Below are 26,848 nucleotides of genomic sequence, written 5' to 3'. Positions count from 1 at the left end.
CGCCGCCCGGAGAGATGTGTCCGGTGCCTACGCGGTTCCCGTGAGGTGCTCGGGGCGTACCGGCGTCCGGTTGAGCTCCAGACCCGTCGCGTTCCGGATCGCCGCGAGGACGGCCGGAGTCGAGGAGAGGGTCGGGGCCTCGCCGATGCCACGGAGCCCGTACGGGGCGTGGTCGTCGGCGAGTTCGAGCACATCGACGGGGATGGTCGGCGTGTCGAGGATGGTGGGGATCAGGTAGTCCGTGAAGGACGGGTTCCTGACCTTGGCCGTCTTGGGGTCGACGATGATCTCCTCCATGACCGCCACGCCGAGGCCCTGGGTGGTGCCACCCTGGATCTGGCCGATGACGGACAGCGGGTTGAGCGCCTTGCCGACGTCCTGGGCACAGGCCAGCTCGATGACCTTGACCAGGCCCAGCTCGGTGTCCACCTCGACCACCGCGCGGTGCGCGGCGAAGGTGTACTGGACGTGGCCGAAGCCCTGGCCGGTGCGCAGATCGAAGGGCTCCGTCGGACGGTGCCGCCACTCGGCCTCGATCTCGACGGCCTCGCCTTCGAGAACGTCCACCAGGTCGGCGAGGACCTCGCCGCCGTCGGTGACGACCTTGCCGCCCTCCAGGAGGAGTTCGGCGGTGGCCCAGGCGGGGTGGTACGTACCGAACTTGCGGCGGCCGATCTCCAGGACCTTCTCGCGCACCAGCTCGCAGGAGTTCTTGACGGCGCCACCGGTGACGTACGTCTGACGCGACGCGGACGTCGAACCGGCGCTGCCCACCTGCGTGTCGGCCGGGTGGATCGTCACCTGGGTGACGCCCAGCTCGGTGCGGGCGATCTGCGCGTGGACGGTGACGCCGCCCTGGCCGACCTCCGCCATGGCCGTGTGGACGGTCGCGACGGGCTCGCCGCCCACGACCTCCATACGAACCTTGGCGGTCGAGTAGTCGTCGAAGCCCTCGGAGAAGCCGACGTTCTTGATGCCGACCGCGTAGCCGACACCGCGTACGACGCCTTCGCCGTGGGTGGTGTTGGAGAGGCCGCCCGGCAGCTGCCGTACGTCGGCGGCCTCGCCGGCCGCGAGCCACTGCTGCTCCGGCGGCATCGGCATCGCCTTGACGCGGCGCAGGAGTTCGGCGACCGGGGCCGGCGAGTCGACGGCCTGCCCGGTCGGCAGGAGCGTGCCCTGCTCCATCGCGTTGAGCTGACGGAAGGCGACCCGGTCCATGCCCAGCTTGTCGGCGAGCTTGTCCATCTGTGCCTCGTAGGCGAAGCACGCCTGGACCGCGCCGAAGCCGCGCATGGCGCCGCAGGGCGGGTTGTTGGTGTAGAGGGCGATGGCCTCGATGTCGACGTTGTCGACGACGTACGGGCCGGCGCCGAGCGAGGACGCGTTGCCGACGACCGCCGGGGAGGCGGAGGCGTACGCGCCGCCGTCCAGGACGATCCGGGCCTTCAGGTGGGTGAGCTTGCCGTCCTTGGTCGCGCCGTGCTCGTAGTAGAGCTTGGCGGGGTGACGGTGGACGTGCCCGAAGAAGGACTCGAAACGGTTGTAGACGATCTTGACCGGCTTGCCGGTGCGGAGCGCCAGCAGGCAGGCGTGGATCTGCATCGACAGGTCCTCGCGGCCGCCGAACGCGCCGCCGACGCCGGAGAGCGTCATGCGGACCTTGTCCTCGGGCAGGCCGAGGACGGGCGCGATCTGCTTGAGGTCCGAGTGCAGCCACTGGGTGGCGATGTACAGCTCCACACCGCCGTCCTCCGACGGCACGGCGAGACCGGACTCGGGGCCGAGGAAGGCCTGGTCCTGCATGCCGAAGGTGTACTCGCCCTTGACGATGAAGTCGGCCTTCTTGGCGGCCTCTTCGACGTCGCCGCGGATGATCGGCTGACGGTGCACGATGTTCGGGTGCGGGACGTGACCGATGTGGTGGTCGTCGCGGCCCTCGTGGATCAGGATCGCGTCGGGCGCGGTCGCGGACGCCTCGTCCGTGATGACCGGCAGCTCCCTGTACTCCACCTTGATCTTGGCGGCGGCACGGCGCGCGGTCTCCGGATGGTCGGCGGCGACGATCGCGACCGGCTCACCGTGGTGGCGTACCTTGCCGTGCGCGAGGACCGGGGTGTCCTGGATCTCCAGGCCGTAGTTCTTCACCTCGGTGGGCAGGTCGTCGTACGTCATGACGGCGTAGACGCCGGGCTGTGCGAGGGCCTCGGAGGTGTCGATCGAGACGATCTCCGCGTGGGCGACCGTGGAGCGCAGGATCTGGCCCCAGAGCATGTCCTCGTGCCACATGTCGGACGAGTACGCGAACTCGCCGGTGACCTTGAGGGTGCCGTCCGGGCGGAGCGTCGACTCGCCGATGCCGCCCTTGGTCTTGGAGCCCTGCGTGATGTTGGTGGGCGTACCAGTCGTACCCATGGTCAGACCGCCTCGGACTGCCGGGCGGCCGCAAGGCGGACCGCGTCCATGATCTTCTCGTAGCCCGTGCAGCGGCACAGGTTGCCCGAGAGCGCCTCGCGGATGTCCGCGTCGGTCGGGTTGGGGGTGCGCTCCAGCATCTCGTCCGCGGCCACCAGGAGACCCGGGGTGCAGAAGCCGCACTGGACGGCGCCGGCGTCGATGAACGCCTGCTGGATGGGCGACAGTTCGCCGCCCTCGCCGGTCTGCGAGTCGTGGCCCTTGGCGGCCCACTGCTTGGCCTCGTCGAGCGTCGTGCCCGATTTCCCGGACGTACCGCAGGCACCCGTGGCACAACCGCCGTGCTCCGCGCGCTGCTTGGCGAAGTCCGCGAGACCTTCGACGGTGACGACCTCGCGGCCCTCGACCTGACCGGCCGCGACCAGACACGAACACACCGGCACACCGTCGAGACGGACCGTGCAGGAACCGCACTCGCCCTGCTCGCAGGCGTTCTTGGAACCGGGCAGGCCCATGCGCTCACGCAGCACGTACAGAAGGGACTCGCCCTCCCACACGTCGTCGGCTTCCTGCTTGCGGCCGTTGACCGTGAAATTGACGCGCATTACGCGACTCCCTCCGTGCGGGCGGCGGTGCCGCGGTACGACTCCCAGGTCCAGGTCAGCGTGCGGCGGGCCATGATGCCGACCGCGTGCCGGCGGTAGCTCGCCGTGCCCCGGACGTCGTCGATCGGGTTGCAGGCGGCGGAGCACAGGTCCGCGAACTGCTTGGCGACCGACGGGGTGATGATCTTGCCGTTGTCCCAGAAGCCGCCCTCTTCGAGCGCCGCGTTCAGGAACTCCTCGGCGGCCTTGGCGCGGACCGGGGTCGGCGCGGCCGAGCCGATGCCGGTGCGGACCGTGCGCGACGAGGGGTGCAGCGCCAGGCCGAAGGCGCAGACCGCGATGACCATGGCATTGCGGGTGCCGACCTTCGAGTACTGCTGCGGGCCGTCCGCCTTCTTGATGTGTACGGCCCTGATCAGCTCGTCGGCCGCGAGCGCGTTGCGCTTCACGCCGGTGTAGAACTCGTCGATCGGGATCAGCCGCGAGCCGCGTACGGACTCGACCTCGACCTCGGCGCCCGCCGCGAGAAGCGCGGGGTGGGCGTCACCGGCCGGGGAGGCGGTGCCGAGGTTGCCGCCGACGCCGCCGCGGTTGCGGATCTGCGGGGAGGCCACGGTGTGGGAGGCGAGGGCCAGGCCGGGCAGTTCGCCGCGCAGGTTCTCCATGATCCCGGTGTACGGAACGGAGGCGCCCAGGCGCACGCTCTCCTCGCCGACCTCCCACTCGCTCAGCTCGCCGATGCGGTTCAGATCCAGGAGGTACTCGGGCCGGCGGTGGTCGAAATTGATCTCGACCATCACATCGGTGCCACCCGCAATCGGCACAGCGGTGGGGTGCTCAGCCTTGGCGGCGAGCGCCTCCTCCCAGCTGGCGGGGCGAAGGAAGTCCATGAGTGGCTCTCTTCATTCGTATCGTGAGTCGTTCTGATCAAGCCAGATCGTGTGCGGCGGGCCCGGCTCGTTCATGAGTTGTTAACGCGGATTGACGCCAGTACACAGCGCCGTCCCGCACCGGGGTCAGTCACCGAAACCATGAAGGAGTTGGCTGGCCAGCGCGCGCATCTTGTAGATTCGTATGAACGGAGGTCATCAGTAACCTCCTCGTTTTCCTGGGGAAACGTCAGTCACAGCCCTTGAGAGCCAGGTCACAGCCCGGGAGCCCGACCGGTACGGCTCGCCAGACCCACTCGCGGGGGGATCCGCTCCCAGATCCCACAGATCCATCGTAGATTTCGAGACAAAGAACGGCGGCGACGAGAATGCGGCTGCGCGCACTGCTGGACACCGACGCGCTGGGCCTGCGGCTGCTCGGCGGCGAGGACGAGCTGGACCGCACCGTACGCGGTGTGATGACCACGGACCTCAAGGACCCCAGCCGCTACCTCTCGGGCGGCGAGCTGGTCCTCACCGGCCTCGCCTGGCGGCACGACGCCGCGGACTCCGAGCCCTTCGTACGCATCCTCGCGGGCGCCGGGGTCGCGGCCCTCGCCGCCGGTGAGGCGGAGCTGGGCGATGTGCCGGACGACCTGATCCAGGCCTGCGTCCGGCACCGGCTGCCGCTGTTCGCGGTGAACGAGCGGGTGGCCTTCGCGACGATCACCGAACACGTCGTACGGCAGGTCTCGGGCGAGCGCGCCGGAGACCTGGCCGCCGTGGTGGACCGCCACCGGCGGATGATGACCTCCGGTCCGGCCGGCGGCGGCCCGGACGTGGTCCTGGATCTGCTCGGCACCGACCTGGACCTGCGGGCCTGGGTCCTCTCGCCCACCGGACGGCCCATCGCGGGCTCCAAGGCCGAGGGGGGCGCGCTGCCCGCGGACGTGTGCGCCAAGCTGGCCGCCGAGCACCTGGCGGCGGCGCGCACCGGACGGCGGGGCCCGCACCGGGTGACGGTCGGCACGACGCCGTACTCGCTCTTCCCGGTCCGCTCGTCCGGGCGCTCCACGGGCGCGTCCCGGGACGTGCGCGAGACGGTGCTCTCCGACTGGGTGCTCGCCGTCGAGGCGGATGCCGGGGACTGGCCCGAGGAGCGACTCGACCTGCTCCAGGGTGTCACCCAGCTGATCGCGGTCGAGCGGGACCGACGGGACGCGGCACGCACGGTGCGGCGGCGGCTCGCGCAGGAGGTTCTGGAGCTGGTGCAGACCGGCGCCGCGCCCGCCGAGATCGCGGCGCGGCTGCGGGTGGCCGCGCCGGTGCTGCTGCCGGGCCTCGGCGCCGCGCCGCACTGGCAGGTCGTGGTGGCCCGCGTCGAGTGGGAGGGCGGCGAGATCGAGGGCGGTCCGGTCGCCCAGTCGCTGCTGGAGGAGATCCTCGTCGACCCGCTGTCGGCGGGACCGGAGCACTCCGACCGTATCGCCGTCGCCCACACGGGTGACGAGGCGATCGCTCTCGTACCCCTTCCGGCGGTCTCGGCGGAGCACGACGGCTCCGAGTCGGGCCTGCTCGCCGACACGCTTCTGGAGGCCGTACGGGCCCCGCTCTCGGCCGGCCTGAACGACGACGGGCGGCTCACGCTCGGCGTCAGCGCCGCCGTGCACTCGGCGGAGGGGCTGCGCGGCGCGCTGGAGGAGGCCCGGCACGCACGCCGGGTCGCCGGGGCACGTCCGGGCCGGGTCTGCGCGGCCGGGCACCAGGAGCTGGCCTCGCACGTACTGCTGCTGCCGTTCGTGCCGGACGACGTACGCCGCGCCTTCACCGCACGGCTCCTGGACCCGCTCCGGGACTACGACCGCCGTCACCGTGCCGAGCTGATCCCCACCCTGGAGGCGTTCCTGGACTGCGACGGCTCGTGGACGCGGTGCGCCACGCGGCTGCACCTGCACGTCAACACGCTGCGCTACCGGGTGGGCCGTATCGAGCAGTTGACGAGTCGGGACCTGTCGCGCCTGGAGGACAAGCTCGATTTCTTCCTGGCATTGCGCATGAGCTGAGGTCGCGGGCCCGGCGGCCCCGGACTCCCCAAGTGCCGCCGGTGTCCCACGACTTTGTGAAATCCTTCACCCGCCCCCTTGGCCGGGCCCCGTGATCCGTGCTGAGATGCCACCACTCAACAGCTCAATGGCGTGCTCGGGGAGGGCAACGTGGCGCATACCGCCATGTCTGGTTCCGGAACGACTGCAGGGGACGATCCACTCCAGACCGCGGTATGGCGGCTGCGCTCGCGCGCCTGCTGGGCCGACGCGGCGGCACTGCTCCAGCCGCACACGGCGGGAGCGTCGCTCCAGCGAGCCTCACTCCTCGTCGAACGGTGTCTGTACACCGAGCAGGGCTGGGCCGAGGCGGAGGACGCGCTGCGCACGGCGGAGGCGGTGGCCCAGAGCGACGACGAGCGGGGCGCGGCGGCCTGTGAGCGGGGGCAACTGGCGTACGCGGCCACGCTGCTCGGCGTGCGTGACCGGGCGGACGAGGCGCGCGCCGCGCTCGGGCGGGCGGCGGCGCTGATCACGCCGGGCGCGCCCGGGCGGGCCCTCCTTGACTTCCGGCGTGGGCTGCTCGCCGAGAATCTCGCGCGGTCGCCGCAAGCCGCGCGGGCGGCGTATCGGCGGGCTCATGCGGGTGCGGTCGCTCAGGGGGATCCGTTGTTGCTGTCGTTCACTTGGCGGCATCTTGCTGGACTCGCGCTGCGGGACGGGGAGTTGGCTGAGGCGCGGCACGGGTTTGCCGAATCGCTGCGGATTCGGGAGGAGTTGGGGTATCTCGTGGGGACTGCTCCGGCGTTGGCGTCGTTGGCGGATGCGGAGGTTGAGCCTGAGGCGTCTCGGTTGCGGGCGGAGGCTGGGCGGTTGTTTCGGTTGCTTGGGGGTGTGCCTACGTGGCTGGCTCAGCAGTTGGCTCCGCCTGCGGCGAGCGCCTGAGAGCTCGGGGGGCCGTTCATAGTGGGCGGCTGCGGGTTGCTTTGGGCTGGTCGCGCAGTTCCCCGCGCCCCTGACGGGGCGCTGCACGAGCCGGGGTTCACAAGAACCGTTAGTTGCTCTGGACGCGTGTCAACAGATCGCGGGCGAACGTCGTGACGGTGGTGCGGAGTTCTGGGTCGTGGGCCACGTAGACGACTACGGCCGCGATCACCAGGAGCGTCAGGAAGCCGCGCAGGCTGCCGCCTCGGCTTCCGCTGTACGGCATGGGGCGGTGCATCTGGGGTGTGCCGCCGTGGATGCGGGCCATGTCGTGCATGTGGCGGTGGTGGCGCACGTTGTTCTGGTGGATCTGCTGGGCCTGCTGGGCGGCCTGTTGGGCCTGCTGCTGTGCCATCCAGGACGGGTCGGGCATCGGAATCTCCCCCGGGTTCGGTCCGGCTCTCGCCGTGTATCCAGGGGCACGCGGGCGGGGCGGGCCGGGTTCCCGGTGTCGGGGTGTGTTGCGTGGACCGTACGGGTCCGTGACACGGGTGAGCGGAAGGGCACGTACCCGCGGCTTCAGTGGCCGTCTCCGAGACCGTCCGCTGCGAGGATTTCGCCGAGACTCACCACGGGGCAGCCGAACAGCGTGGTCAGCAGCTCTGCTTGACGATCAGTCAGAGTGGTCAGAGGTGTCAGGAACACCGCCGCGTCGGCATCGGTCCGTTCGCAGGCCTCGGCCACCTCGCAGGCCTTTCCCGGGCTCAGGAGAGTCCGCCTGGAATACGGCAGGGCCATCTTCTTGGCTCCGCCGCCCGAGACGCCGCGCCGCTGGATGATCCGGCCCACGACCCGTGCGCCGCGCGCTGTCATCTCCGCTGCCGCCGAGTCCATGAGCGCGGCGAAGTCCTTCTGCTTGGCGGAGAAGTACCCGACGAGGACGACATCGGCCCCCGCGACCGCCAGGGCCGGAGCTTCCCGGCGCCGGGTCCGTACCGTCTCCGCGCGGCGGGCCGACCGCCGCTCGCGTCTTCGGTCCTGATGCATGGCCCACAGGCTAGACGCGCCGCCACCTGCGGCGATACGCGTTTTTCGGGTGCCCGGCCCCGAGGCCGGGGAGCAAGCTCAGCACGCGCCGGTGAAGTGCTCCCGCACCAGGGACTGCACGACCGTCAGGTCCTCGGCGATCAAGGCGTCCAGGAGGGCGGTGTGTTCGGCGGCGTCGGCCACCAGGTCGGCGCGGCCGCGGGAGACGGGGCCGCCGACGAGCGGCCACTGGGCGCGGCGGTGCAGGTCGTCCGCGATCTGCACCAGCTGGGCGTTGCCGGCGAGGGCGAGCACCGCACGGTGGAAGGCCCGGTCGGACTCGGCGTAGGTCGCGCGGCAGCCCGAGGTCGCGGCCCGTACCGTCGCCTCGGCGAGCGGGCGCAGCTCGGCCCAGCGGGCGGCGGGCACGGTGCAGGCGAGGCGCAGCATCACGGGGACTTCGATCAGGGCCCGGATCTCGGCGAGTTCGGCCAGCTCCCGTGTGCCGCGCTCGATGACGCGGAACCCCCGGTTGGGGACGACCTCGACGGCGCCCTCCAGCGCGAGCTGCTGCATCGCCTCCCGTACAGGCGTCGCGGACACCCCGAAGCGCTCGCCGAGCGCGGGCGCCGAGTACACCGCTCCGGGGGCGAGCTCTCCCGCGACGAGCGCGGTACGCAGGGCGTCGAGGATCTGCCCGCGCACGGAGGCACGCTGCACGACGGGGCGGGCGACCTCGGTGCGGGGGCGCGGGATGGGCGTCTCACTGTGCGTGTGCTCACCGCGAGCCGTGGCCCCGGCACCGGCTCCGGTCCCGGTACCTCCGGAGCCGACGCCCCGCTTCCGGTCCATGTCCGAGGCCTGTGGCTGTGCGGGCACCCGAACGGCTGCCGTACGGATGTCCGGGACCCCCGCCCCGGCGGAGCCGTGCGCGCTGCGCGGACCGGCCTGCTCCACGGGGTCCTCCTCCGGCTTGGTGGTACTTGGGGGTCATTGCGGCGGTTGTTACCCGTCCGTCAAGCACCATAGGCGCACATGGCCTCAGTTCAAACATCCAGAAATATGGGTAAGGTAAGCCTAACCTGCTAACGATCGTGAAGCGATGGTCCCCCATGCCCGCTCCCGCCCTGCCCTCGGGCACCCCGGCCGGCACCGGCGCATGCCCGGCCCCCTCGGCCGTCACGGACGCGTACGCCCAGCTGACCGAGGTCTTTCCCGGGCTGAGCGTCATGGAGCTGGGACACGGGGAAGCGGCGCCACGGGACGGCGGCTGGGTCGCCGCCGCCGGGCTCGCGGAGGGCGGGGCCGACCTCGACGCGTTTCTCGCCTGGGACGAGGCGCAGGTGATCCGGGACTACGGGCAGCGGGCGCGGCCGGATGTCGTGGCCAGCTTCGGGCTGCACCGTTACGCCTGGCCCGCCTGCCTGCTGATCACCGCTCCCTGGTTCCTCCAGCGTCGCGTACCCCGCTTCCCTGTGGAGCACGTCACATACGAGCGCACCCTCGGCCGTATGGCCGTCCGCGCCACCGCCTTCGCCTGTCTGCCCGACGATCCGGCGGCCGCCCTGCCCGGCGCCCGGGTCGTACCGGACGAGGAGGCACTGCGGGCGGAGGTGCGGGCCGCCGTGGCCGAGCACCTGGAGCCGGTCCTGGGCGGCTTCGGCCCGCGCATGCGGCGGCGTGGCCGGGCCCTGTGGGGCATGGCGACCGACGAGGTCGTCGAGGGCCTCTGGTACGTCGCCCATCTGCTCGGCGAGGAGCGGCGCGCGATGCGCGAGCTGGAGCTGCTGCTGCCGGGGGCGACCCGGCCGTACGCCGGTTCCGCCGCCTTCCGCGAACTCACGGGTCCGAACGGGGAGTCCCTGCCGACCCGCGACCGGGCGAGCTGCTGCCTCTTCTACACCGTGCGCCCCGAGGACACCTGCGCCACCTGCCCGCGCACCTGCGACGCGGACCGTGTGACCAAGTTGATGGCCTCCGCAGCCAGTTGAGGCAGCCCGCGAAGGGCGGCCGTGGTCACGAGCCGGGCCGTACGTGCCCTAAGATCACCACAGACTGAGACCCCCTGCGGATTACAGGCGATTCACAATTTCCTCACTTGTCGCAGGAACTTTCCGTGGAACCATCCGTACGGGTAATCTTATTCGCACTCAACTCCCGTCCCTCGCGCGGCAGTTCGAGCAGAAAGTCGCCCTGCGCATCCCCTTGCACTCCCTTGGCGGCCTCTTGCCCCGAAACCCCCTGAGGGCCGACGGGTTTGGGCCACTATGGCGGGCGTTACGCCCTATCCCAATGCAAGGGACCCCAGATGAGACTGACCGATATATCGCTGAACTGGCTGCTTCCGGGCGCCGTTTTGCTCCTGGGCCTGCTGGCGGCGGTGGCTGTGCTCGCGCGCGGCAAGCGGTCCGGGGAGAGCGCGAGCAGCGACGACTCGTGGGAGCGCAGCGAGGAGCGCCGCAGGCGCAAGGAGGCCCTCTACGGCACGGCTTCCTATGTGCTGCTGTTCTGCTGCGCCGCCGTCGCCGCGGCACTCTCCTTCCACGGCCTGGTCGGCTTCGGCCAGCAGAACCTCGGCCTCTCCGACGGCTGGGAGTACCTGGTTCCGTTCGGCCTGGACGGCGCGGCCATGTTCTGCTCCGTCCTCGCGGTGCGCGAGGCCAGCCACGGCGACGCGGCACTCGGCTCCCGGATACTCGTATGGACGTTCGCCAGTGCCGCGGCCTGGTTCAACTGGGTGCACGCGCCGCGGGGCATCGACCACGCGGGCGCTCCGCAGTTCTTCGCCGGCATGTCGATGTCGGCCGCGGTGCTCTTCGACCGCGCCCTGAAGCAGACCCGCCGTGCCGCGCTGCGTGAGCAGGGCCTGGTTCCGCGCCCGCTGCCGCAGATCCGCATCGTCCGCTGGCTGCGCGCGCCCCGTGAGACGTACAGCGCCTGGTCGTTGATGCTGCTTGAGAACGTCCGCACCCTCGACGAGGCCGTGGACGAGGTGCGCGAGGACAAGCGGCAGAAGGAGCAGACCCGTCTGCGCCGCCGGAACGAGGAGCGGGTCGAGCGGGCGCACCTCAAGGCGCTCAGCCGCGGTCACCGGGGCCTGCCGGGCCGCGGAGGCGCCCGTCGGGAGCTTGAGACGACCGTGGAGCGGGCTCCCGCCCAGGCTTCCGCGGAGCCTGCCATATCTACCGCGGAGCAACTGCCCGTACGCTCACGGCCGTCCCTTACCCCCGTCCGCAAGAGCACTGAGCCCATCACCGTCGACCTCACCGCGGAGGACGACACGATGGCTCTGCCCCGGCTCGACTCCCTGGAGCGCAAGCTCAAGGACCTTGAGCGGCAGTTCGGCTGAGAGACCTGAGGCGTGATGCCTGAGGCCCAGGCTCGGACCTGATCCCCAGCCCGGGTGTCCCGGCCGGATCTCTCCGGCCGGGCCCGGACAGGACTACGGCGGCGCGGTGGTTACCTACACCGCGCCGCCGTCCAGTTCGAACCACACCGCCTTGCCCACGCCGTGTGCCCGTACGCCCCACGCGTCCGCGAGGGACTGTACGAGAACGAGGCCTCTGCCGTGCGTACCGTCGTCGGCGTTCGGTACCCGCAGTCTGGGCCTGCGTCCCACGAAGTCCCTTACTTCCACGCGGAGTCCGCGGGGTCCGACGGTGGCCGTCAGTACCGCGTCGTGGTCGGTGTGTATGAGTGCGTTGGTGACGAGCTCGCTGGTCAGCAGCTCGGCTATCTCGGACCTTCCCGGCTTCCCCCAGTGCCGTAACAGTTCCCTCAGTGCCTTACGGGCCTCGGGCACCGCCCGCAGGTCCGCCCTGCCGAGCCTGCGCCTGAGCTGTGCGCCGTCCGGCTGGTCCGTCGCCCTGTCGGCCTCTTCCTCCGCCGCCTTCGCTGAGGAGGCCCCCATGGCCATGGGACCACCTCCTCGTACCTGCCTCTTCATGACCCCCGCCTGCACGCCGATGTCGGTTCCCCTCCTGCTCGAACACGTTCACGGGGATCCATGCCCCGTAGGGCACGTGACAGTCATGTCGAATCGTCAACCACCCGCCGGGCGGCCGCGGATGCGCGGCAACTCCATGGGGAAGTGAAACCCCGGACACAGCCGTCCGAGCACCGGGGAGCCGCCCTGCACGACGACCGTTCGCCGGCGGAGGGGCACTTGGAGCGCGCGCTACGGCGGTTTCTGCGCCGCGGGCCGTACTCCGACCCGGTGCCGCTGATGCTCCCCGTGCGGCACGTACCCGGCGAACCGGTGTCCGTGGACCAGACGTTGGGGATCGCGTACGAACCCTTCACGACCGGCACGGTCTGCGGAAAGCCCAGGTCGACGAGTTGGTTCCGCCCCGGGTTCACGGGTGACGGCCCCGGTTTCCAGGCGCAGGGGCTCTGTACGACGCCGCGGGCGTCCCCCTCAAGGGCGTTCACCCGCGCATCCGGCATCTGACCGTCGCGGCGCCCGCGAGGGCAGGCGAGACCCTGCGGCTGCTGCTGGAAGCGGCCGCCGACCCGGCGGTCGTGCACGGCTTCGAGCCTATGTCCCCCGGGGACGTGCTGACCGCGGGCGATCGGCCCATCTGCCCATGGGCGACTGCCGATCTCGCCGTACTCGACGAGGACGCTCCATGTGGGTGGAGTTCTAGGGCCGCGGCACGTTCCGCAGATTGGAGCGGGCCATCTGCACCATGCGGCCGACTCCCCCGTCCAGCACCATCTTCGACGCGGACAACGCGAAGCCCGTCACCATCTCCGCGCTGATCTTCGGCGGGATGGACAGGGCGTTCGGGTCGGTGACGATGTCGACGAGGGCGGGGCCCTTGTGGCTGAAGGCGTCCTTCAGGGCGCCCGCGAGCTGCCTGGGCTTCTCGACCCGGATGCCGTGCGCCCCGCAGGCCCGGGCGACGGCCGCGAAGTCGGGGTTCTTGTTCGTCGTCCCGTACGAGGGCAGCCCGGCCACCAGCATCTCCAACTCGACCATGCTCAGGGCGGAGTTGTTGAAGAGGACGACCTTCACCGGCAGGTCGTACTGGACGAGGGTGAGGAAGTCGCCCATCAGCATGGCGAATCCGCCGTCGCCCGACATCGAGACGACCTGCCGGTTCCGGTCGGTGAACTGGGCGCCGATCGCCATCGGCAGCGCGTTCGCCATCGAACCGTGCGAGAACGAACCGATCACCCGGCGGCGGCCGTTGGGCGAAATGTAGCGGGCCGCCCAGACATTGCACATACCCGTGTCCACGGTGAACACCGCGTCATCGTCGGCGAGTTCGTCGAGCACGGAGGCGACGTACTCGGGATGGATCGGGACGTGCTTCTCGACCTTCCGCGTGTAGGCCTTGATGACTCCTTCGAGCGCGTCCGCGTGCTTCTTCAGCATCTTGTCGAGGAAGCGCCGGTTCTGCTTGGGCTGCACGCGCGGGGTCAGACAGCGCAGGGTCTCCAACACATCGCCCCAGACCGCCAGGTCCAGCTTGGAGCGGCGGCCCAGGCGCTCGGGTCGCACATCGACCTGGACGATCTTGACGTCGTCGGGCAGGAAGGCGTTGTACGGGAAATCGGTGCCGAGCAGGATCAGCAGATCGCACTCGTGGGTGGCTTCGTAGGCGGCGCCGTAGCCGAGCAGTCCGCTCATGCCGACGTCGAACGGGTTGTCGTACTGGATCCACTCCTTGCCCCGCAGCGCGTGCCCGACCGGGGACTTGATCTTCTCGGCGAACTCCATCACCTCGGCGTGTGCGCCCGCGGTGCCGCTGCCGCAGAAGAGCGTGACCTTCTCGGCCTCGTCGATCATCGCGACGAGTTTGTCGATCTCGGCGTCGCCGGGGCGGACGCTGGGCCGGGAGGTGACGAGGGCGGTCTCGGCGGGCTTGTCCGGGGCGGGCTCGGAGGCGATGTCACCGGGGAGGGAGACGACGCTGACGCCGCTCTGCCCGACGGCGTGCTGGATAGCCGTCTGCAGCAGCCTCGGCATCTGCTTCGGGTGGGAGATCAGTTCGCTGTAGTGGCTGCACTCGCGGAAGAGCTGGTCGGGGTGGGTCTCCTGGAAGTACCCGAGGCCGATCTCGCTGGAGGGGATGTGCGAGGCGAGGGCGAGGACCGGGGCCATGGAGCGGTGGGCGTCGTACAGGCCGTTGATGAGGTGGAGGTTGCCGGGGCCGCAGGAGCCGGCGCAGGCCGTGAGCTTGCCGGTGATCTGGGCCTCCGCGCCCGCGGCGAAGGCGGCGGTCTCCTCGTGCCGGACGTGGATCCAGTCGATGGCGGAGTTGCGCCGGATGGCGTCGACGACCGGGTTCAGGCTGTCGCCGACGACTCCGTACAGGCGCTTGACGCCCGCGCGGACGAGGATGTCGACAAACTGTTCGGCGACGTTCTGCTTGGCCATGCTTCACGCACCTCTTCGCGATCCTTGGATCTCCATCCCTTGGATCCATGAATTCACAGGGAGCGGGGTTACGCCTCCCAAACGGCCGCGGCCGTCCGATCGTCCGCGTACCCCTTGACCCGCACGAGGGTGTCCGCGAGGAACGCGGCGAGGCCGGGCGGTTCCCCCGCCGACCACCGCGTGGTCAGATGCCCGGCCAGTTCGGGTTCGCCGCGCAGCGGGTCCGCCAGACCGCCGGTGCAGAGCAGGAGCGTGTCACCCGGGCGGGCGACGGAGGCACGGAAGCGGAAGGGGTCGCGGGGCGGTTCGGGAGCCGGTTCGTACGGGCTCGGCGGCGTCGTGATGCCCAGGTCCATGGTGAGCCGGTCGCCCTCGGGCGTCTCGTGGGGCAGCGATCCGAAACCGACGACGGCCTCTCCGGTGGCCTCCGCGGCCCGGGGCTCGATGTCCTGCCACTCGCCGTCCCGCAGCCGGAACAGGCCGCCCGTGCCGACGCCGAAGAAGACGCGCGTACGGCACTCCGGATCGGCCGGGAGCAGCAGGCAGCGCAGGCTGGCGGTGTACTCCTCGGGTTCGATGCCCTGCTCGGCCGCGGTCGCGCGCAGCTTGCCGAGGCTGCGGTCGGTGAGCCGGTGCAGCCCCGACTTCAGGTCCCCGCGCCGGGCGGCCCGGATGTCCTCGGCCAGTCGTGCGTGGCTGCGGCCCACGGCCCGCCCGATCCACTGGCACGCCTCGGCGGCCGCCCGGTGCGCGTCCGGCGTGGCCCGGGCGCCGGTCGCCATCGCGACGAGCACCAGCGCCTGCTCCCCGGTCCCGAACCGGGCGGTGAGCAGCGAGTCCCGGCGTGGCTCGCCCCGGTACCGCGCGGAGTCCCCGCGCACGGACACGGCGCGCAGAGTGCTGGTTCCGTAGCGCGCGCCGTCCAGCACGGTGTCGGCGACCAGGTCGTCGAGGTCGTCCGGGTCGGCGGGCGGGAGCGCGGTGGGTTCGGCGTCGTAGGTGGGCGGGCCCGAGCCGACGTAGTCGACGGCGGGCGGCTGGTGGGCGACGGAGAGGGTGGAGTGGCGGGGTGGAACAGCCTCCGGGGCGGAGGGTGGGGCGTCCTGCCGGGCGGGGGGTGCGGTGTCCTGCGGGGTGACGGCCGGTTGCGGGGGCCGGGCGTCGGACGGGGTGATGGGCAGGGTGTCGCCCGGGGCCGCGGCGGGGGGCGGCACGGGGGCCGGCGGCACGTCCACCGGGGCCCTCGACGCGGGCACGGCGGCGACGGGTGACTCCGGGGAGGGCGTACGGCTCAGCGGCTCCTGCGGCGTGCCGCTCCTGGGCTCCTGTGTGCGGAACCCCGGCGGTGTCGGCCCGGGCGGGAAGGTGGCGGGCGCCGGTGGCCGGTCGGGCGGGGGCTCCCAGGGGGCGAGCCGCCGGGTGAGACCACCGCGCTGCTCCGGTACGGCGGGAGGCTGTTCGGGCCGGGCGGGAGTCGAGTCCTTCACCGCGGGAGGCCGCTCCGGCGGAGGCGGGACATCGGGCTCGGGCTCGGGCGCGTCGGGTCGCCGGACGGAGCCCGGTCCCGCTGCCTGCCCCGGGGCGGACCCCGGGGCCGGCCCGAGTCCCATCGTCCCCGCGGCCGACGCGAACCGGTCGTCCAGGGAATCGGCCACGGCCGCGGGCCCCGTGTCCTCGGTGGAGTCGTCGTACAACTGCCCCCACCAGTCGTCCTCGTGACCGGTGGGCTTCTCCCCCTGCTGGCTCATGCCCCTAATTGTCCACCTCAGGAGCCGGATGAAAACGGGGCATCCGGAAAAACCGGCCAGGGGACTGGATCTCGAACGGCGTGTCGGGTGAAGCGTCGAACGGTGGTACGAGAGCGGCCGTTCCGAAAAGCGGACCGCCGGGCGGTCCCACCCCCCACGGGAGAACCGCCCGGCGGCGCCGGGGTGACCGGGACCTAGCGCACGTCGTAGGCCCTGGTCACGGTCTGGACGACCGAGTTGCCGTTGGAATCGGTCAGTTCGGCCCTGAGTGTGACCTGCTTCCCTTTGGCTCCGCTGTGATTCACGGTCGCGGTCCACCGGCCGCCGCGCTGAGCGGTCTCGGCCTGCGTCCAGGTCTCACCACCGTCGTACGAGTACGACAACCGCACCGAGGTGAGCGTGCCGGGCGTGTACCCGGCGTGCCCGGTCGCGGTCAGCGTGATCCGCTGACCGGTTCCAGACCCGCGAACCGAACTTCATCGTGGTGAGGGTGAGTTCGTACGAGGAGTCGTCGGCCGGGACGTGAACACCCCAGAGGGGAAGCCACGTTCGCCGAAGAGTTCCTCGTCGACGCGGCCGGCGGCGATGGCCGCGACGGCGCCCTCGGGATGGACGTACAGGTCCTTGCCGGACTGGCGGGTCTGGGTGAAGGGAGTGGTGCCGTCCTCACCGGGCAGGGCGGTGGCCCCGCCCCTCGTCACCAGGACGCGGTCACCGGTGACGAGGGTGACGACGGCACCCGAGGCGGTGGCCTCGCTGCCGGTCAGTGGCCCCCGCGTGTCGTGCGCGGCCCCTGCGGGCACGGCGGTCGTGACGGCCAGGACGGCGGCGGTCGCCGCGCCCAGCACGGTACGCACGGTCGCTTTCCCCAAAATCCCAGTCCCCAAGATCGTTCCGCCCGCGTCCGCGTGGGCCGATGCGACCTGTATCCGCGCAGGCCAAGGCAGACCCAAGCGGGGCATTACGGGCGGTGGTTGATGCTGCGGTGGCGTGAGCTTGTCAGAGGGGCGGGGGGTGCGGCGATGATGTGCCAAGGCGGGTTTGCGCCGTGGCTGTTTTCCGCCACGGACGCCACCGACCGGCCAGGACGGATCCTTGGGGAGGGATGTCGCCGCATGCTCGGAGCGATAGGTCTGGACGAGACGCACGAGTCGGCGTATCGGGCGCTGGTGTCCGTGGGCGCCGCCGACGTGCCCGATCTCGCGCGGCGGCTCACGCTCGGCGAGTACGACACGGAGCGCGCCCTGCGCCGCCTTGAGCGGCACGGTCTCGCCGCCCAGTCGTCGGCCCGGCCCGGGCGCTGGGTCGCGGCGCCGCCCGGGGTCGCCCTCGGCGCGCTGCTCACCCAGCAGCGGCACGAGCTGGAGAAGGCGGAGCTGGCGGCCGCGCTGCTCGCCGAGGAGTACCGGGCGGCGGCGGCCGAGCCCGCGGTGCACGACCTGGTCGAGGTGGTGATCGGCGCGGCGGCGGTCGCGCAGCGCTTCCTCCAGCTCCAGCTCGGCGCGAGCGACGAGGTGTGCGCGCTGGTCACCGGAAACCCGCTGGTCGTCTCCGGGACGGACAACGTCGCGGAGGAACAGGCGGCCGGGCGGGGCGTCGGCTACCGCGTGGTCGTCGAGCGGGCCGTCCTCGACATGCCGGGCGGGATCACCGAGCTGTCCGCCGCGCTCGGCCGGGACGAGCAGGTGCGGGTCGTGGACCAGGTGCCGACCAAGCTGGTGATCGCCGACCGGACGCTCGCCATGGTCCCGCTCACCTCGCACACCGCGGAGCCCGCCGCGCTGGTCGTGCACGCCAGCGGGCTGCTGGAACTGCTGTCGGGGCTGTTCGAGTCGGTCTGGCACGATGCACTGCCGCTGCGGCTCGGCAGCCGCGGCGTGACGGAGCAGGAACCGGACGGGCCGGACGGCATCGACCTGGAGATCCTCTCCCTTCTCCTCGCCGGGCTGACCGACGCCAGCGTCGCCAAGCAGCTGGACCTCGGCCTCAGGACCGTGCAGCGCCGGGTGAAGCGGCTCATGGAGCTGACGGGCGTGACGACCCGGTTGCAGCTGGGCTGGCACGCGTACGAGCGGGCCTGGGTGGCGCGGGACTGACCTGCGGTTTCCCGCCCGCTCAGTCACCCTGGGCAGATGGGAGTGTGGGAACTCCTGCTGGTCGGCGTGGTGATCGTGGTCGGCCTGGCCGGAGTACTGGTGCCCGGCGTGCCGGGGTCGTGGCTCGTCTGGGCCGCGGTCCTGTGGTGGGCCCTGAGCGACCCGCAGGCCCTCTCCTGGGGCGTGCTGGTGGGCGCGACCGCCGTCCTGCTGCTGGCCCAGGCCATCCGCTGGGGGCTGCCGCCCCGACGACTGCGGGAGAGCGGCGCGACCCCCCGAATGGCGGTGTACGCCGGGGCCGGGGCGCTGCTCGGTTTCCTTCTGCTGCCGGTGATCGGCGCGATACCCGGCTTCCTCGCCGGGATCTATCTCTACGAGCGGCTGCGCCTGGGCGGGCACGGGCGGGCGAAGGCGGCGGTGCGGACGGTGATGCGGGCGGGCGGGTGGAGCGTGCTGACGGAGCTGTTCGCCTGTCTGCTGATCATGGGGGCGTGGCTGGGGGCGGTGATCTGGGGCTGAGCCACCGGCGTTTCAGCAGGCTGAGCCCCAGCGTTTCCAGGGACTGACTCCAGCAAGTCAACACATCGGATCTCTCTCGTCATATTGACGATCCGAAACCTCTTCTCTACGTTGCATCGCGGGATAGCTCCGATGAATCGCACTCGCCTGAGCCGCCTGGAGGCACCCGCATGCCCAGCCCGTCCAGACGTACCGTCCTCGCCACCGGAACGGCCCTGGGAGGGGCGCTGCTCGCCGCGGGCGTACCCGCGCAGGCCTCCGCGGGCGCGCAGCCCGACGCGGACCCCTGGAAGACGGTCCTCGACGACGCCGATCTGGTCTGGCAGCGCATGCCGACGACCTGGTACGAGGGTCCGTACCTCGGCAACGGCTTCCTCGGCTCGGGGATCTACGCCGAGCCGGGCGCCGAGACCAGCGCCGTGCGCTTCAATGTGCAGCACTCCGAGGTGCAGGACCACCGCCCCGAGTTCGGCTCGCTCTTCGGGCTCGCGCGCCTGCCCATCGGCCACTTCACGCTGGAACCGGTGGGCGTCATCACCGGTCTGGACTGGCGCCTCGGGCTGCGCGACGCCGAGCTGACCGGCACGCTGACCACGGACCGGGGCACGCTCACGTTCCGCGCCCTGGTGCACAACTCCCGCTCGGTCCTCGCCGTGGAGGTGACACCGAGCGAGGGCGAGCGCGACTTCCGGTGGGTGTTCCATCCGGCGGACGCGATCAGCCCGCGCGCCGCCTTCAAACCGCTGCCGGAGGGCTACCGGGGCAACCCGCCCGCCGAGGTCGCCGAGCACGACGGCGTCTCCGCCGCCGTACAGACCCTGCTGTCGGGCGGACAGCACGTGACGGCGTGGCGGGAGCGGACACAGGGCGCGACACGGACGCTGTACGTCCACGTCGCGCACTCGTACCCGAGGTCCACGGCGCTGGGCCGGGCGCTCGCCGCCGTGCGCGAGGCATCGGCGTCACCGTACGACCGGCTGGCGCGGACCCATCGCGACTGGTGGCACGCCTACTTCCGCAAGAGCTTCCTCTCCCTCCCCGACGCGCGCATCCAGCGCTTCTACTGGATCCAGCTGTACAAGACGGCTGCGGCCGCCCGCCGGGACGCGCCCGTGATGGCCACCAGCGGTCCCTGGCTGGAGTCCACGCCGTGGCCCAACACGTGGTGGAACCTCAACGTGCAGCTGGAGTACTGGCTGATCCACGGCTCGAATCATCTCGAACTCGACGCGGTGACCAGGGCGTTGAGCGAGTTCCGGGACAATCTGTCGAAGGAGGTGTCGTCCGGGTACCGTGCCGACTCGCTCGGCATCCCGCGTACCACGGACCCGCAGCTCGTCAACGGCGCGGCGGGCACTCTCACCGGCTACGGCGTCGGTATCCCGGGCCAGGACCCTCCAACCCCCGAGGTCGGCAACCTCACTTGGGCGCTGCACAACGTCTGGCTCAGCTACCGCCACACCATGGACGAGTCGATCCTCCGCGACGTCCTCTTCCCCCTCCTCCGCAAGGCGGTCAACTACTACCTGCACTTCCTGGAGCCGGGTACGGACAGCAGACTGCACCTCCCGGCCACCTTCTCGCCCGAGTACGGCGGCAACACCCGCGACTGCAACTACGACCTGATGCTGCTGACCTGGGGCTGCCGGACCCTGCTGGAGTCGGCCGAACTCCTCGGCATCGACGACGAGTTGGCGCCGGGCTGGCGGGAGGTACTGGCCAAGCGGGTGGCGTATCCGACCGACGCGAACGGCTTCATGATCGGCGCGGACATTCCCTTCGCGAAGTCGCACCGCCACTACTCGCATCTGCTCGCGGTGTACCCGCTGTACGAGCTGACGGGCCGCACCCCCGACGAACGGGCCCTGATCGAAAGGTCGTTGGCGCACTGGGTCGGCTTCGAGGGCGCGCTCCAGGGCTATACCTTCACCGGCGCCGCGTCGATGTCCGCGCTGCTCGGCAAGGGCGAGGACGCACTCCAGTACCTCGGCGAGCTGATGACCCGCTTCATCCAGGCCAACACCATGTACAAGGAGTCGGGCCCGGTCATCGAGACCCCGCTCTCGGCCGCCCAGTCCCTGCACGACATGGTCTGCCAGTCGTGGGGTGGCGTCGTCCGCGTCTTCCCGGCGCTGCCCGCCGCCTGGGCGGACCTGACGGTCCACAACTTCCGCACGCAGGGTGCCTTTCTGCTCAGCGCGGTACGCGAGGGCGGGGTCACCCGCTGGGTCCGGCTGGTCAGCGAGGCGGGCGCGCCCTGTGTCGTACGGCATGGCATCGCGGGAACGGTCGATGTGCGGGACGGGCGGGGGCGGCCGCTGCGGTACGAGGAGACAGGCGGCGGGGTGATCCAAGTGGCCCTGCGGAAGGGCGAGTCGGCGCTGATCACGGCGAAGGGCGACCGCCCGGACCTCACCGTCGCGCCCGTGCCGGCGAACGAGCCGGCGCCCAGGTGGGGGCTGCCCGCCTAGCGCGTCTCCTCGGGGGCGAGGGTCGTCAGGTCGATGGTGTCGGCCAGCGCCTTCATGCCCGCGTCGTTGAAGTGGAGGTGGTCGCCGGGGTCGTAGGCGGGGAGGATGCGGTTCGGGTGGGACGGGTCGCGGACGGTGGCGTCGAAGTCCGCGACCTCGTCGAAGAGACCGCGCGTGCGGATGACGGCGTTGACGGCCTGCCGTACGGCCTCGCGGGCCCGCGTATACGCCTGGTGGCCGCCGTACGGAGTGATCGTGGCGCCGATGACGCGGATGCCGCGGGCGTGGGCGTGGCGCACGATGCCGCGGTACGCGTCCTCCAGCGTGCCCGGGTCCCTCTGCTCCGGCGTGCCCTTGATGTCGTTGATGCCCTCCATCACGATCACCGCGCGTACGCCGGTGCGGGAGAGGACATCGGCGTCGAGGCGGGACAGGGCGCTGGGGCCGCGGCCTTCGAGCAGGACGCGGTTTCCGGCGATTCCCGCGTTGAGGACGCCGAGTCTGCGGTACGGCGGGAGGCCGCGGAGGCGGTCGGCGAGCCGGTCGGGCCAGCGGTGGTTGGCGCTGAACGTCGAGCCGGTGCCGTCGGTGAGGGAGTCGCCGAGCGCGACCACGCTACCCACGGCCGGTGCGCCGAGTACGTCGACGCCGGTCACGTAGTACCAGTTGCCGAGCGTCGCGGTGTACGCGGTGCCGCTTTCCTGGGCGGTCCGATTTCCCTTGCGGGCAAGGAAGTTGGCCTGGAGGGCGGAACGGTGGTAGGTCGCCGGGCCCGAGTCGGCGGGGGTGTGCAGCGAGATCAGGAGGTTGGAGTCGGCGGGGACAGGGACAGCGACGGAATCGCTGACCAGGTCTCTGCCGGCGGGAATCGTCACGGACCCGGCGCCGGCGAACGTGACCGTACGCATCGAGCCCGCGACGGCCCTCGGGCTCCCCGGCGCGCCCGGCTGCTGCAACGCGAGGGTGACGGCGCCGAGTTGGAGCGGTCTCGTGCCGAGCCGGTTGGAGATGCGGACGCGTGCGGCGCGGCCGCCGACGCTGGTGTGCACGACATTGCGGAGCGAGGCGCCGGGCAGCGCGGGGGTGGTGCCGGAGGCGGCGGCCTCCCACGTGCCGGTCCAGGTCTGCGCGGTGGCGGTACGGTCCACGGGCGCGGACTCCGCGTCGGCGATCGCGGTCGGCGGGGTGAGAATCACGGTGGTCACCAGGGTGGCGAGGACGTACCGGACCTTGATCGCGCGGGTCATGGGGGCATGGCTTCCCTGCCCGCCGGCCCCCGCAACGCACTGTCACACCATTGGCCGCACCCCTACGGGACCCCGCTCCTCCCCTGGACCTAGGACCAGGACCCGATGCGGTGCGGGCCCGGGAGTGTTTGGCTGCTGTCATGACCGAATTCAGCGAGGCCGAGCGTGCGTACCTGAAGTCGCAGCGGCTGGGACGGCTGGCCACCGTCGACCCCCAGGGACAGCCACAGGCGAACCCGGTCGGCTTCTTCCCGCAGGAGGACGGGACGATCCTGATCGGCGGCTACTCGATGGGCGCCACGAAGAAGTGGCGCAACCTGCTGAAGAACCCGAAGGTCGCCCTGGTCGTCGACGACATCGTCAGTGTCCGGCCGTGGAAGGTACGGGGTATCGACATCCGGGGTGAGGCCGAACTCCTCACGGGACCTCATGAGTTGGGTCCGCACTTCAGCGAGGAGCTGATCCGCATCCACCCGAAGCGGATCCACAGCTGGGGGATGGAGGACTGAACGGCCGTGTGAACGACGGCCGTTGAAGGTGGCGGCCATTGAAGGTGACGGCCATTAAAGGGTGGCGGAGATCAGAAATCGTGGACGGCGACCGCGCAAGGTGGCGAAGATCAGGAGTCGTCGACGGCTTGGTAGGGTCACCGACCATGACCGCCACGGAACCCACCATCCTGGCCACTTCGGGTGGTCACCGCCTCGGAGACCGGACCCGGGTGACCTTCGACGCGCTCGTCCACCACGCCGTGGACCTGGCCGACGTCCAAGGGCGTCGCCCCCGCGTCCTGTACGTCGGCACGGCGATCGGCGACGCCGAACACTTCACCACCCGGATGAGCGAGGCGGCCCGCGTGGCCGGTTTCGACCTCACCCCCCTCCACCTCTTCCCCATGCCGAACCTCAAGGACATCGAGAGCTCGGTACTCGAACAGGACGTCGTCTGGGTCATGGGCGGCTCGGCGGCGAACCTGCTCGCCGTATGGCGTGTCCACGGACTCGACGCGGTCTTCCGGCGCGCGTGGGAGGCCGGGGTCGTGCTCAGCGGGGTGAGCGCCGGGTCGATCTGCTGGTTCCAGGGCGGCACCACGGACTCCTTCGGACCCGAACTGCGCCCGCTCACCGACGGGCTCGGATATCTGCCGTACGGCAACGGCGTCCACTACGACAGCGACCAGGGCCGCCGCCCCCTGGTCCACCGGCTCGTCGCCGACGGCACGCTGCCCGTCACCCACTGCACGGACGACGGGGTGGGGCTGGTGTACCGGGGCACCGAACTCGTCGAGGCAGTCACGGAGATACCGGGCAAGGGCGCGTACGTGGTCAGGCGCGAGGGGGACTCGGCGGTCGAGGAGCGCATCGAGCCGCGCGTGTTGCCGTCACCGCGGGATTAGCGGGACTCGCGGGACTCGCGGGACCAGTTCGAACCGCTCCCCTCCAACTCCCCTGCCGCCCCGAGGTGTTGTACCGCGTAGGACCGCCACGGGCGCCAGGTATCCGGAACGCCCTCGCCGGGCGGTGCCACATCCGGGTCGCCGAGCGCCCGGGTACGAATGACCGCGGCGGTGCCCGCGTCCATGCCGGGCAGCGCGAGCAGCGCCTCCTGGGCGTCGTCGCGGTCGGCGCCCGCGTCGAGCCGCAGGGTGCCGTCGGCGAGGGCGGCGGTCAGCGCACCGAGGGTGCCGTCCGGCTCCGCCTCCGCGAGCACGGCCGCTTCCGGGAACACATGGGTGAGCGTGCCGCACGGGGCGTCCAGCACCTTCCCGTACCGCGCCACCAGCCGCTCGGCCTCCGCCTGCCCCACCAGCGCACGCACCGCCAGCTCGTCCGGATCGGCGGCGCCCGGCGAACGCAGCCCCGGACGCGCCACGACCAGCGGCCCCAGCCGCGGATCTGCCCCCAGCCGCTCGTCGACGGCATACGGATCGGCGTCGAGATCGAACAGCCGGCGCAGCCGCTGCACGGCGGTGGTCAGATCCCGGAGATCGGTGAGATGCAGCCGGGCGTCGAGCCAGCCACCGGGGTGTGCGGCGCCGGCTCCGACGGGCGCGCGCCCGGCCGCGGACCGGCCCGTGCCGCCGCCCGGGCGCTCGTCCACCGCCACGATTCCCGTGCCGTACGGGAGCCGGAGTGTGCGCCGGTACATACGGCGCCCGCGGGTGCCGCCGACGTCCTCGACCCCGGCGATCGCCTCGCCGGCGAGAAGGTCGAAGACGGCGGTGGTCTGATACGGCCCCCGATAGGCGAGCCGAAGCGGGATCCCGGCGGTGGGAGTGGCCGCGCGCCGGGCACCCGCGCCGGTGCGCGGGGCGGCGGCGCGCAGCTCGCTCGGTGTCGACGCGTACACCGCGCGGATCGTGTCGTTGAACTGCCGCACGCTGGCGAACCCGGCCGCGAACGCGATCTGCGTGATCGGGAGGCCGGTGGTCTGGAGCAGTACCCGAGCGGTATGGGCACGCTGAGCGCGGGCCAGCGCCACGGGGCCCGCGCCGACCTCCGCGGTCAGCTGCCGCTGCACCTGGCGGGCGCTGTACCCGAGGCGCCCCGCGAGGCCTCCGACACCCTCGCGGTCGACGACGCCGTCACCGATCAGACGCATCGCCCGACCGACCACGTCGGCCCGTACATTCCACTCCGCCGAGCCCGGCGCGGCGTCCGGGCGGCATCTGCGGCAGGCCCGGAAACCCGAGCTCTGCGCCGCGGCGGCCGTCGCGTAGAACCGCACGTTCTGCCGCTTCGGCGTCACCGCGGGGCAGCTCGGCCTGCAGTAGATCCCCGTCGTCTCGACGGCGAAGAAGAACTCCCCGTCGAACCGGGCGTCCCGGCTCCGCACGGCCTCGTATCTGGTGTCTTCGACGATCACACCATCCATTGTGCGGGGTCGCCTGCCGCTGGGCTGGCGGAAATCGGACATCGCGTTGTTCTTTGGCTGCGGGCCGGTGGGGGCTGGTCGCGCAGTTCCCCGCGCCCCTAAAGACGAAAGACCGGGGGCGGGCCGGGGGCGACGGGGCGCAGCCCCGAGCCCTCAGGGGCGCGGGGAACTGCGCGACCAGCCCCCACCCACCCGCAGCCGACGAACAACCCGGGGGGTCTGGGGGCGCAGCCCCCAGGTAGGGATGGGACGGGTAGGGGCGGCGGGGGCGAAAGAAGCCCGTGCTCAGGCCTGGTGCCAACGTCCCCGCTTGGCCTCCATCGCGGCCCGCCCCTCCGCCCCCTTCCGCTTCCAGTCCCGCCGAATCTCGGCCCGCACCCGCGCATCGGTCTTGGCAACGATCCGCTGGTTCTCCCTCAGCAGCTTGCGGTAACTCTCAAGCCGGCGTTCCGGAAGCGCACCGGACTCAGCGGCCGCGATCACAGCGCACCCGGGCTCCGCGACATGCGCGCAGTCATGGAAGCGGCAATCGGCGGCAAGCTCCTCGATCTCGGAGAAGACCTGCCCGACCCCGGTCTCGGCATCCCAGAGACCGACACCGCGCAGCCCCGGCGTGTCGATGAGGACACCGCCGCCCGGCAGGGCGAGAAGGTTGCGGGTGGTCGTGGTGTGCCGTCCCTTGCCGTCCATGTCGCGCGTGGCCTGCACATCCATGACGTCCTCACCGAGCAACGCGTTGGCGAGGGTGGACTTGCCGGCCCCGGACTGCCCGAGGAGCACGGACGTACCCCCGGCGAGGACGGCCTCAAGGACATCAAGGCCCTCCCCGGTCGTGGAGCTGACCGGCAGCACCGCCACACCCGGCGCCGTCGTCTCGACGTCCTGGACGAGATACCCGAGCGTCACCGCGTCCGGCACGAGGTCGGCCTTGCTGAGCACGACCACCGGCTGCGCACCGGACTCCCAGGCCAGGGCGAGGAAGCGTTCGATGCGGCCGAGGTCGAGTTCCACGGCGAGCGACACGGCCACGACCGCGTAGTCGACGTTGGCGGCGAGGATCTGCCCCTCTGACCGCTTGGAGGAGGTGGAGCGCACGAAGGCGGTACGGCGCGGCAGATACGTCCGTACATAGCGCGGGTTGCCCGCGGGTTCGACGGCGACCCAGTCACCGGTGCACACGACCCGCAGCGGATCGTGCGGCGTCACGAACGCGGTGTCCGCACGCATGACCCCGTCGGCGGTGACCACGTCGCACTGACCGCGGTCGACCCGGATCACGCGTCCGGCGATCAGCCCTTCGGAGGCGTACGGGGCGAACTCGTCCGCCCATGCGTCGTCCCAGCCATAGGGAGCGAGCGCGGAAGAGACAGAAGAGACAGAAAAGGCAGAGCTGGAAGTCAAGGGAGACCCTTCACAAGGGCGGCCCCGGCACGCGCGCTTCGGCGCGTAGGAAGAGGAAGGTCAGCCGGCGGCCACGGAGGTGGACTTGATGAACTTCGGGATGCGGGCAGCGCCCATCACAGAGACAGTCATCACGGTCACACCTCCCCTTCCTCACTCGGCAGACAGCGGCAGCCACCGCCGCCGTGCGAACGACACTCAAGATAGAGACATCCGGACCGGGGTG

The 26,848-nt window shown here is 71.4% G+C and carries 21 protein-coding genes and 2 pseudogenes; 10 read left to right on the top strand and 13 right to left on the bottom strand.

Annotated elements, in window-relative coordinates; all coding sequences use genetic code 11:
• Positions 1 to 27: 27 nt before the first annotated feature.
• From OG975_RS37495 to OG975_RS37485, 3 genes are read right to left on the bottom strand one after another with little or no spacing between them, the layout of a single operon-like run.
• A complete protein-coding gene (locus OG975_RS37495) occupies positions 28 to 2,415 on the bottom strand; it encodes a xanthine dehydrogenase family protein molybdopterin-binding subunit (protein WP_406333901.1) in 2,388 nt (795 codons plus the stop codon).
• 2 nt (positions 2,416 to 2,417) lie between these two features.
• The gene (locus OG975_RS37490; RefSeq protein WP_406333900.1) at positions 2,418 to 3,020 is read right to left on the bottom strand and encodes a (2Fe-2S)-binding protein; all 603 of its coding nucleotides are present in this window, start codon (positions 3,018 to 3,020) and stop codon (positions 2,418 to 2,420) included.
• The gene (locus tag OG975_RS37485; protein ID WP_406333898.1) at positions 3,020 to 3,910 is read right to left on the bottom strand and encodes an FAD binding domain-containing protein; all 891 of its coding nucleotides are present in this window, start codon (positions 3,908 to 3,910) and stop codon (positions 3,020 to 3,022) included. The genes OG975_RS37490 and OG975_RS37485 overlap by 1 nt, the downstream gene beginning before the upstream one ends.
• Positions 3,911 to 4,278: 368 nt before the next feature.
• Here OG975_RS37485 and OG975_RS37480 point away from each other — a divergent pair, with 368 nt between their 5' ends.
• Together OG975_RS37480 and OG975_RS37475 are read left to right on the top strand one after the other, a co-directional pair.
• Positions 4,279 to 5,952: a PucR family transcriptional regulator gene (locus OG975_RS37480; RefSeq protein ID WP_406333897.1), complete on the top strand. Its 1,674-nt coding sequence runs from the start codon at positions 4,279 to 4,281 to the stop codon at positions 5,950 to 5,952.
• 150 nt (positions 5,953 to 6,102) lie between these two features.
• Positions 6,103 to 6,876, top strand: coding sequence for a hypothetical protein (locus OG975_RS37475; protein WP_406333896.1), 774 nt, complete (start codon positions 6,103 to 6,105; stop codon positions 6,874 to 6,876).
• Positions 6,877 to 6,985: 109 nt separating this feature from the next.
• On the opposite strand, the gene OG975_RS37470 is transcribed toward OG975_RS37475, so the two are convergent.
• The 3 genes from OG975_RS37470 to OG975_RS37460 form a co-directional block, all read right to left on the bottom strand.
• Positions 6,986 to 7,288, bottom strand: a complete 303-nt coding sequence (locus tag OG975_RS37470) for a hypothetical protein (RefSeq protein WP_406333894.1) — start codon at positions 7,286 to 7,288, stop codon at positions 6,986 to 6,988.
• A gap of 146 nt (positions 7,289 to 7,434) precedes the next feature.
• Entirely contained in the window at positions 7,435 to 7,902 is a 468-nt protein-coding gene (locus OG975_RS37465; protein ID WP_406333892.1) for a hypothetical protein, read from the bottom strand.
• 78 nt (positions 7,903 to 7,980) lie between these two features.
• Positions 7,981 to 8,838, bottom strand: coding sequence for a GntR family transcriptional regulator (locus tag OG975_RS37460; protein ID WP_406333891.1), 858 nt, complete (start codon positions 8,836 to 8,838; stop codon positions 7,981 to 7,983).
• Between the two features lie 155 nt (positions 8,839 to 8,993).
• On the opposite strand from OG975_RS37460, the gene OG975_RS37455 reads away from it, so the two are divergent.
• Together OG975_RS37455 and OG975_RS37450 are read left to right on the top strand one after the other, a co-directional pair.
• The gene (locus tag OG975_RS37455) at positions 8,994 to 9,872 is read left to right on the top strand and encodes a (2Fe-2S)-binding protein (protein WP_406336643.1); all 879 of its coding nucleotides are present in this window, start codon (positions 8,994 to 8,996) and stop codon (positions 9,870 to 9,872) included.
• Positions 9,873 to 10,189: 317 nt separating this feature from the next.
• The gene (locus OG975_RS37450) at positions 10,190 to 11,230 is read left to right on the top strand and encodes a DUF2637 domain-containing protein (protein WP_406333890.1); all 1,041 of its coding nucleotides are present in this window, start codon (positions 10,190 to 10,192) and stop codon (positions 11,228 to 11,230) included.
• A 114-nt stretch (positions 11,231 to 11,344) separates the two neighbouring features.
• On the opposite strand, the gene OG975_RS37445 is transcribed toward OG975_RS37450, so the two are convergent.
• Entirely contained in the window at positions 11,345 to 11,791 is a 447-nt protein-coding gene (locus tag OG975_RS37445) for an ATP-binding protein (protein WP_406336641.1), read from the bottom strand.
• Positions 11,792 to 12,013: 222 nt separating this feature from the next.
• Here OG975_RS37445 and OG975_RS37440 point away from each other — a divergent pair.
• A pseudogene (locus OG975_RS37440) lies at positions 12,014 to 12,504 on the top strand (alpha-mannosidase); the annotation flags it as partial.
• A 19-nt stretch (positions 12,505 to 12,523) separates the two neighbouring features.
• Here the strand turns inward: OG975_RS37440 and OG975_RS37435 are convergent.
• From OG975_RS37435 to OG975_RS37425, 3 genes and pseudogenes are all read right to left on the bottom strand, one after another.
• Entirely contained in the window at positions 12,524 to 14,266 is a 1,743-nt protein-coding gene (locus tag OG975_RS37435) for a pyruvate dehydrogenase (protein ID WP_406333889.1), read from the bottom strand.
• Positions 14,267 to 14,334: 68 nt separating this feature from the next.
• On the bottom strand, positions 14,335 to 16,014 hold the full coding sequence (locus OG975_RS37430; RefSeq protein ID WP_406333887.1) for a protein phosphatase 2C domain-containing protein: 1,680 nt from the start codon (positions 16,012 to 16,014) through the stop codon (positions 14,335 to 14,337).
• A gap of 194 nt (positions 16,015 to 16,208) precedes the next feature.
• Positions 16,209 to 16,568: pseudogene (locus OG975_RS37425) on the bottom strand (peptidase); the annotation flags it as partial.
• A 561-nt stretch (positions 16,569 to 17,129) separates the two neighbouring features.
• On the opposite strand from OG975_RS37425, the gene OG975_RS37420 reads away from it, so the two are divergent.
• The 3 genes from OG975_RS37420 (at position 17,130) to OG975_RS37410 (ending at position 21,100) form a co-directional block, all read left to right on the top strand.
• Complete coding sequence (locus OG975_RS37420; protein WP_406333886.1) at positions 17,130 to 18,110, top strand: helix-turn-helix transcriptional regulator; 981 nt, start codon at positions 17,130 to 17,132, stop codon at positions 18,108 to 18,110.
• Between the two features lie 36 nt (positions 18,111 to 18,146).
• Complete coding sequence (locus tag OG975_RS37415; RefSeq protein ID WP_406333885.1) at positions 18,147 to 18,629, top strand: DUF456 domain-containing protein; 483 nt, start codon at positions 18,147 to 18,149, stop codon at positions 18,627 to 18,629.
• A gap of 170 nt (positions 18,630 to 18,799) precedes the next feature.
• Positions 18,800 to 21,100 carry a glycosyl hydrolase family 95 catalytic domain-containing protein gene (locus OG975_RS37410; RefSeq protein WP_406333883.1) on the top strand — a complete coding sequence of 767 codons (2,301 nt, stop codon included), beginning with the start codon at positions 18,800 to 18,802 and terminating at the stop codon, positions 21,098 to 21,100.
• Here OG975_RS37410 and OG975_RS37405 read toward each other — a convergent pair.
• Entirely contained in the window at positions 21,097 to 22,347 is a 1,251-nt protein-coding gene (locus tag OG975_RS37405; RefSeq protein WP_406333882.1) for an SGNH/GDSL hydrolase family protein, read from the bottom strand. The two genes, OG975_RS37410 and OG975_RS37405, sit on opposite strands and share 4 nt — an antisense overlap.
• 140 nt (positions 22,348 to 22,487) lie before the next feature.
• Between OG975_RS37405 and OG975_RS37400 the strand changes: the two genes are divergently transcribed.
• A complete protein-coding gene (locus OG975_RS37400) occupies positions 22,488 to 22,856 on the top strand; it encodes a PPOX class F420-dependent oxidoreductase (protein ID WP_406333880.1) in 369 nt (122 codons plus the stop codon).
• Positions 22,857 to 23,002: 146 nt separating this feature from the next.
• On the top strand, positions 23,003 to 23,743 hold the full coding sequence (locus tag OG975_RS37395; protein ID WP_406333879.1) for a Type 1 glutamine amidotransferase-like domain-containing protein: 741 nt from the start codon (positions 23,003 to 23,005) through the stop codon (positions 23,741 to 23,743).
• Here the strand turns inward: OG975_RS37395 and OG975_RS37390 are convergent.
• Together OG975_RS37390 and rsgA are read right to left on the bottom strand one after the other, a co-directional pair.
• The gene (locus OG975_RS37390) at positions 23,740 to 25,263 is read right to left on the bottom strand and encodes a DNA-3-methyladenine glycosylase 2 family protein (protein ID WP_406333878.1); all 1,524 of its coding nucleotides are present in this window, start codon (positions 25,261 to 25,263) and stop codon (positions 23,740 to 23,742) included. The two genes, OG975_RS37395 and OG975_RS37390, sit on opposite strands and share 4 nt — an antisense overlap.
• A gap of 243 nt (positions 25,264 to 25,506) precedes the next feature.
• Complete coding sequence (rsgA, locus tag OG975_RS37385; RefSeq protein WP_406333877.1) at positions 25,507 to 26,622, bottom strand: ribosome small subunit-dependent GTPase A; 1,116 nt, start codon at positions 26,620 to 26,622, stop codon at positions 25,507 to 25,509.
• Positions 26,623 to 26,848: the final 226 nt, after the last annotated feature.

This window comes from Streptomyces sp. NBC_00203 (assembly GCF_045206325.1).
Taxonomy (GTDB): domain Bacteria; phylum Actinomycetota; class Actinomycetes; order Streptomycetales; family Streptomycetaceae; genus Streptomyces; species Streptomyces lutosisoli.
The sequence above is the reverse complement of the archived record's forward strand: the minus strand, read 5'-3'. Positions and strand labels throughout refer to the sequence as shown.

What these genes read in the sequence shown, in the direction of transcription:
- OG975_RS37455 (WP_406336643.1), top strand. Translation starts at nt 8,994, where the DNA reads ATGCCCGCTCCCGCCCTGCCCTCGGGCACCCCGGCCGGCACCGGCGCA.
- OG975_RS37445 (WP_406336641.1), bottom strand. Translation starts at nt 11,791, where the DNA reads ATGGGGGCCTCCTCAGCGAAGGCGGCGGAGGAAGAGGCCGACAGGGCG.
- OG975_RS37405 (WP_406333882.1), bottom strand. Translation starts at nt 22,347, where the DNA reads ATGACCCGCGCGATCAAGGTCCGGTACGTCCTCGCCACCCTGGTGACC.
- OG975_RS37410 (WP_406333883.1), top strand. Translation starts at nt 18,800, where the DNA reads ATGCCCAGCCCGTCCAGACGTACCGTCCTCGCCACCGGAACGGCCCTG.
- OG975_RS37490 (WP_406333900.1), bottom strand. Translation starts at nt 3,020, where the DNA reads ATGCGCGTCAATTTCACGGTCAACGGCCGCAAGCAGGAAGCCGACGAC.
- OG975_RS37390 (WP_406333878.1), bottom strand. Translation starts at nt 25,263, where the DNA reads ATGTCCGATTTCCGCCAGCCCAGCGGCAGGCGACCCCGCACAATGGAT.
- OG975_RS37420 (WP_406333886.1), top strand. Translation starts at nt 17,130, where the DNA reads ATGCTCGGAGCGATAGGTCTGGACGAGACGCACGAGTCGGCGTATCGG.
- OG975_RS37435 (WP_406333889.1), bottom strand. Translation starts at nt 14,266, where the DNA reads ATGGCCAAGCAGAACGTCGCCGAACAGTTTGTCGACATCCTCGTCCGC.
- OG975_RS37400 (WP_406333880.1), top strand. Translation starts at nt 22,488, where the DNA reads ATGACCGAATTCAGCGAGGCCGAGCGTGCGTACCTGAAGTCGCAGCGG.
- OG975_RS37485 (WP_406333898.1), bottom strand. Translation starts at nt 3,910, where the DNA reads ATGGACTTCCTTCGCCCCGCCAGCTGGGAGGAGGCGCTCGCCGCCAAG.
- OG975_RS37480 (WP_406333897.1), top strand. Translation starts at nt 4,279, where the DNA reads ATGCGGCTGCGCGCACTGCTGGACACCGACGCGCTGGGCCTGCGGCTG.
- OG975_RS37450 (WP_406333890.1), top strand. Translation starts at nt 10,190, where the DNA reads ATGAGACTGACCGATATATCGCTGAACTGGCTGCTTCCGGGCGCCGTT.
- OG975_RS37495 (WP_406333901.1), bottom strand. Translation starts at nt 2,415, where the DNA reads ATGGGTACGACTGGTACGCCCACCAACATCACGCAGGGCTCCAAGACC.
- OG975_RS37470 (WP_406333894.1), bottom strand. Translation starts at nt 7,288, where the DNA reads ATGCCCGACCCGTCCTGGATGGCACAGCAGCAGGCCCAACAGGCCGCC.
- OG975_RS37430 (WP_406333887.1), bottom strand. Translation starts at nt 16,014, where the DNA reads ATGAGCCAGCAGGGGGAGAAGCCCACCGGTCACGAGGACGACTGGTGG.
- OG975_RS37415 (WP_406333885.1), top strand. Translation starts at nt 18,147, where the DNA reads ATGGGAGTGTGGGAACTCCTGCTGGTCGGCGTGGTGATCGTGGTCGGC.
- OG975_RS37465 (WP_406333892.1), bottom strand. Translation starts at nt 7,902, where the DNA reads ATGCATCAGGACCGAAGACGCGAGCGGCGGTCGGCCCGCCGCGCGGAG.
- OG975_RS37395 (WP_406333879.1), top strand. Translation starts at nt 23,003, where the DNA reads ATGACCGCCACGGAACCCACCATCCTGGCCACTTCGGGTGGTCACCGC.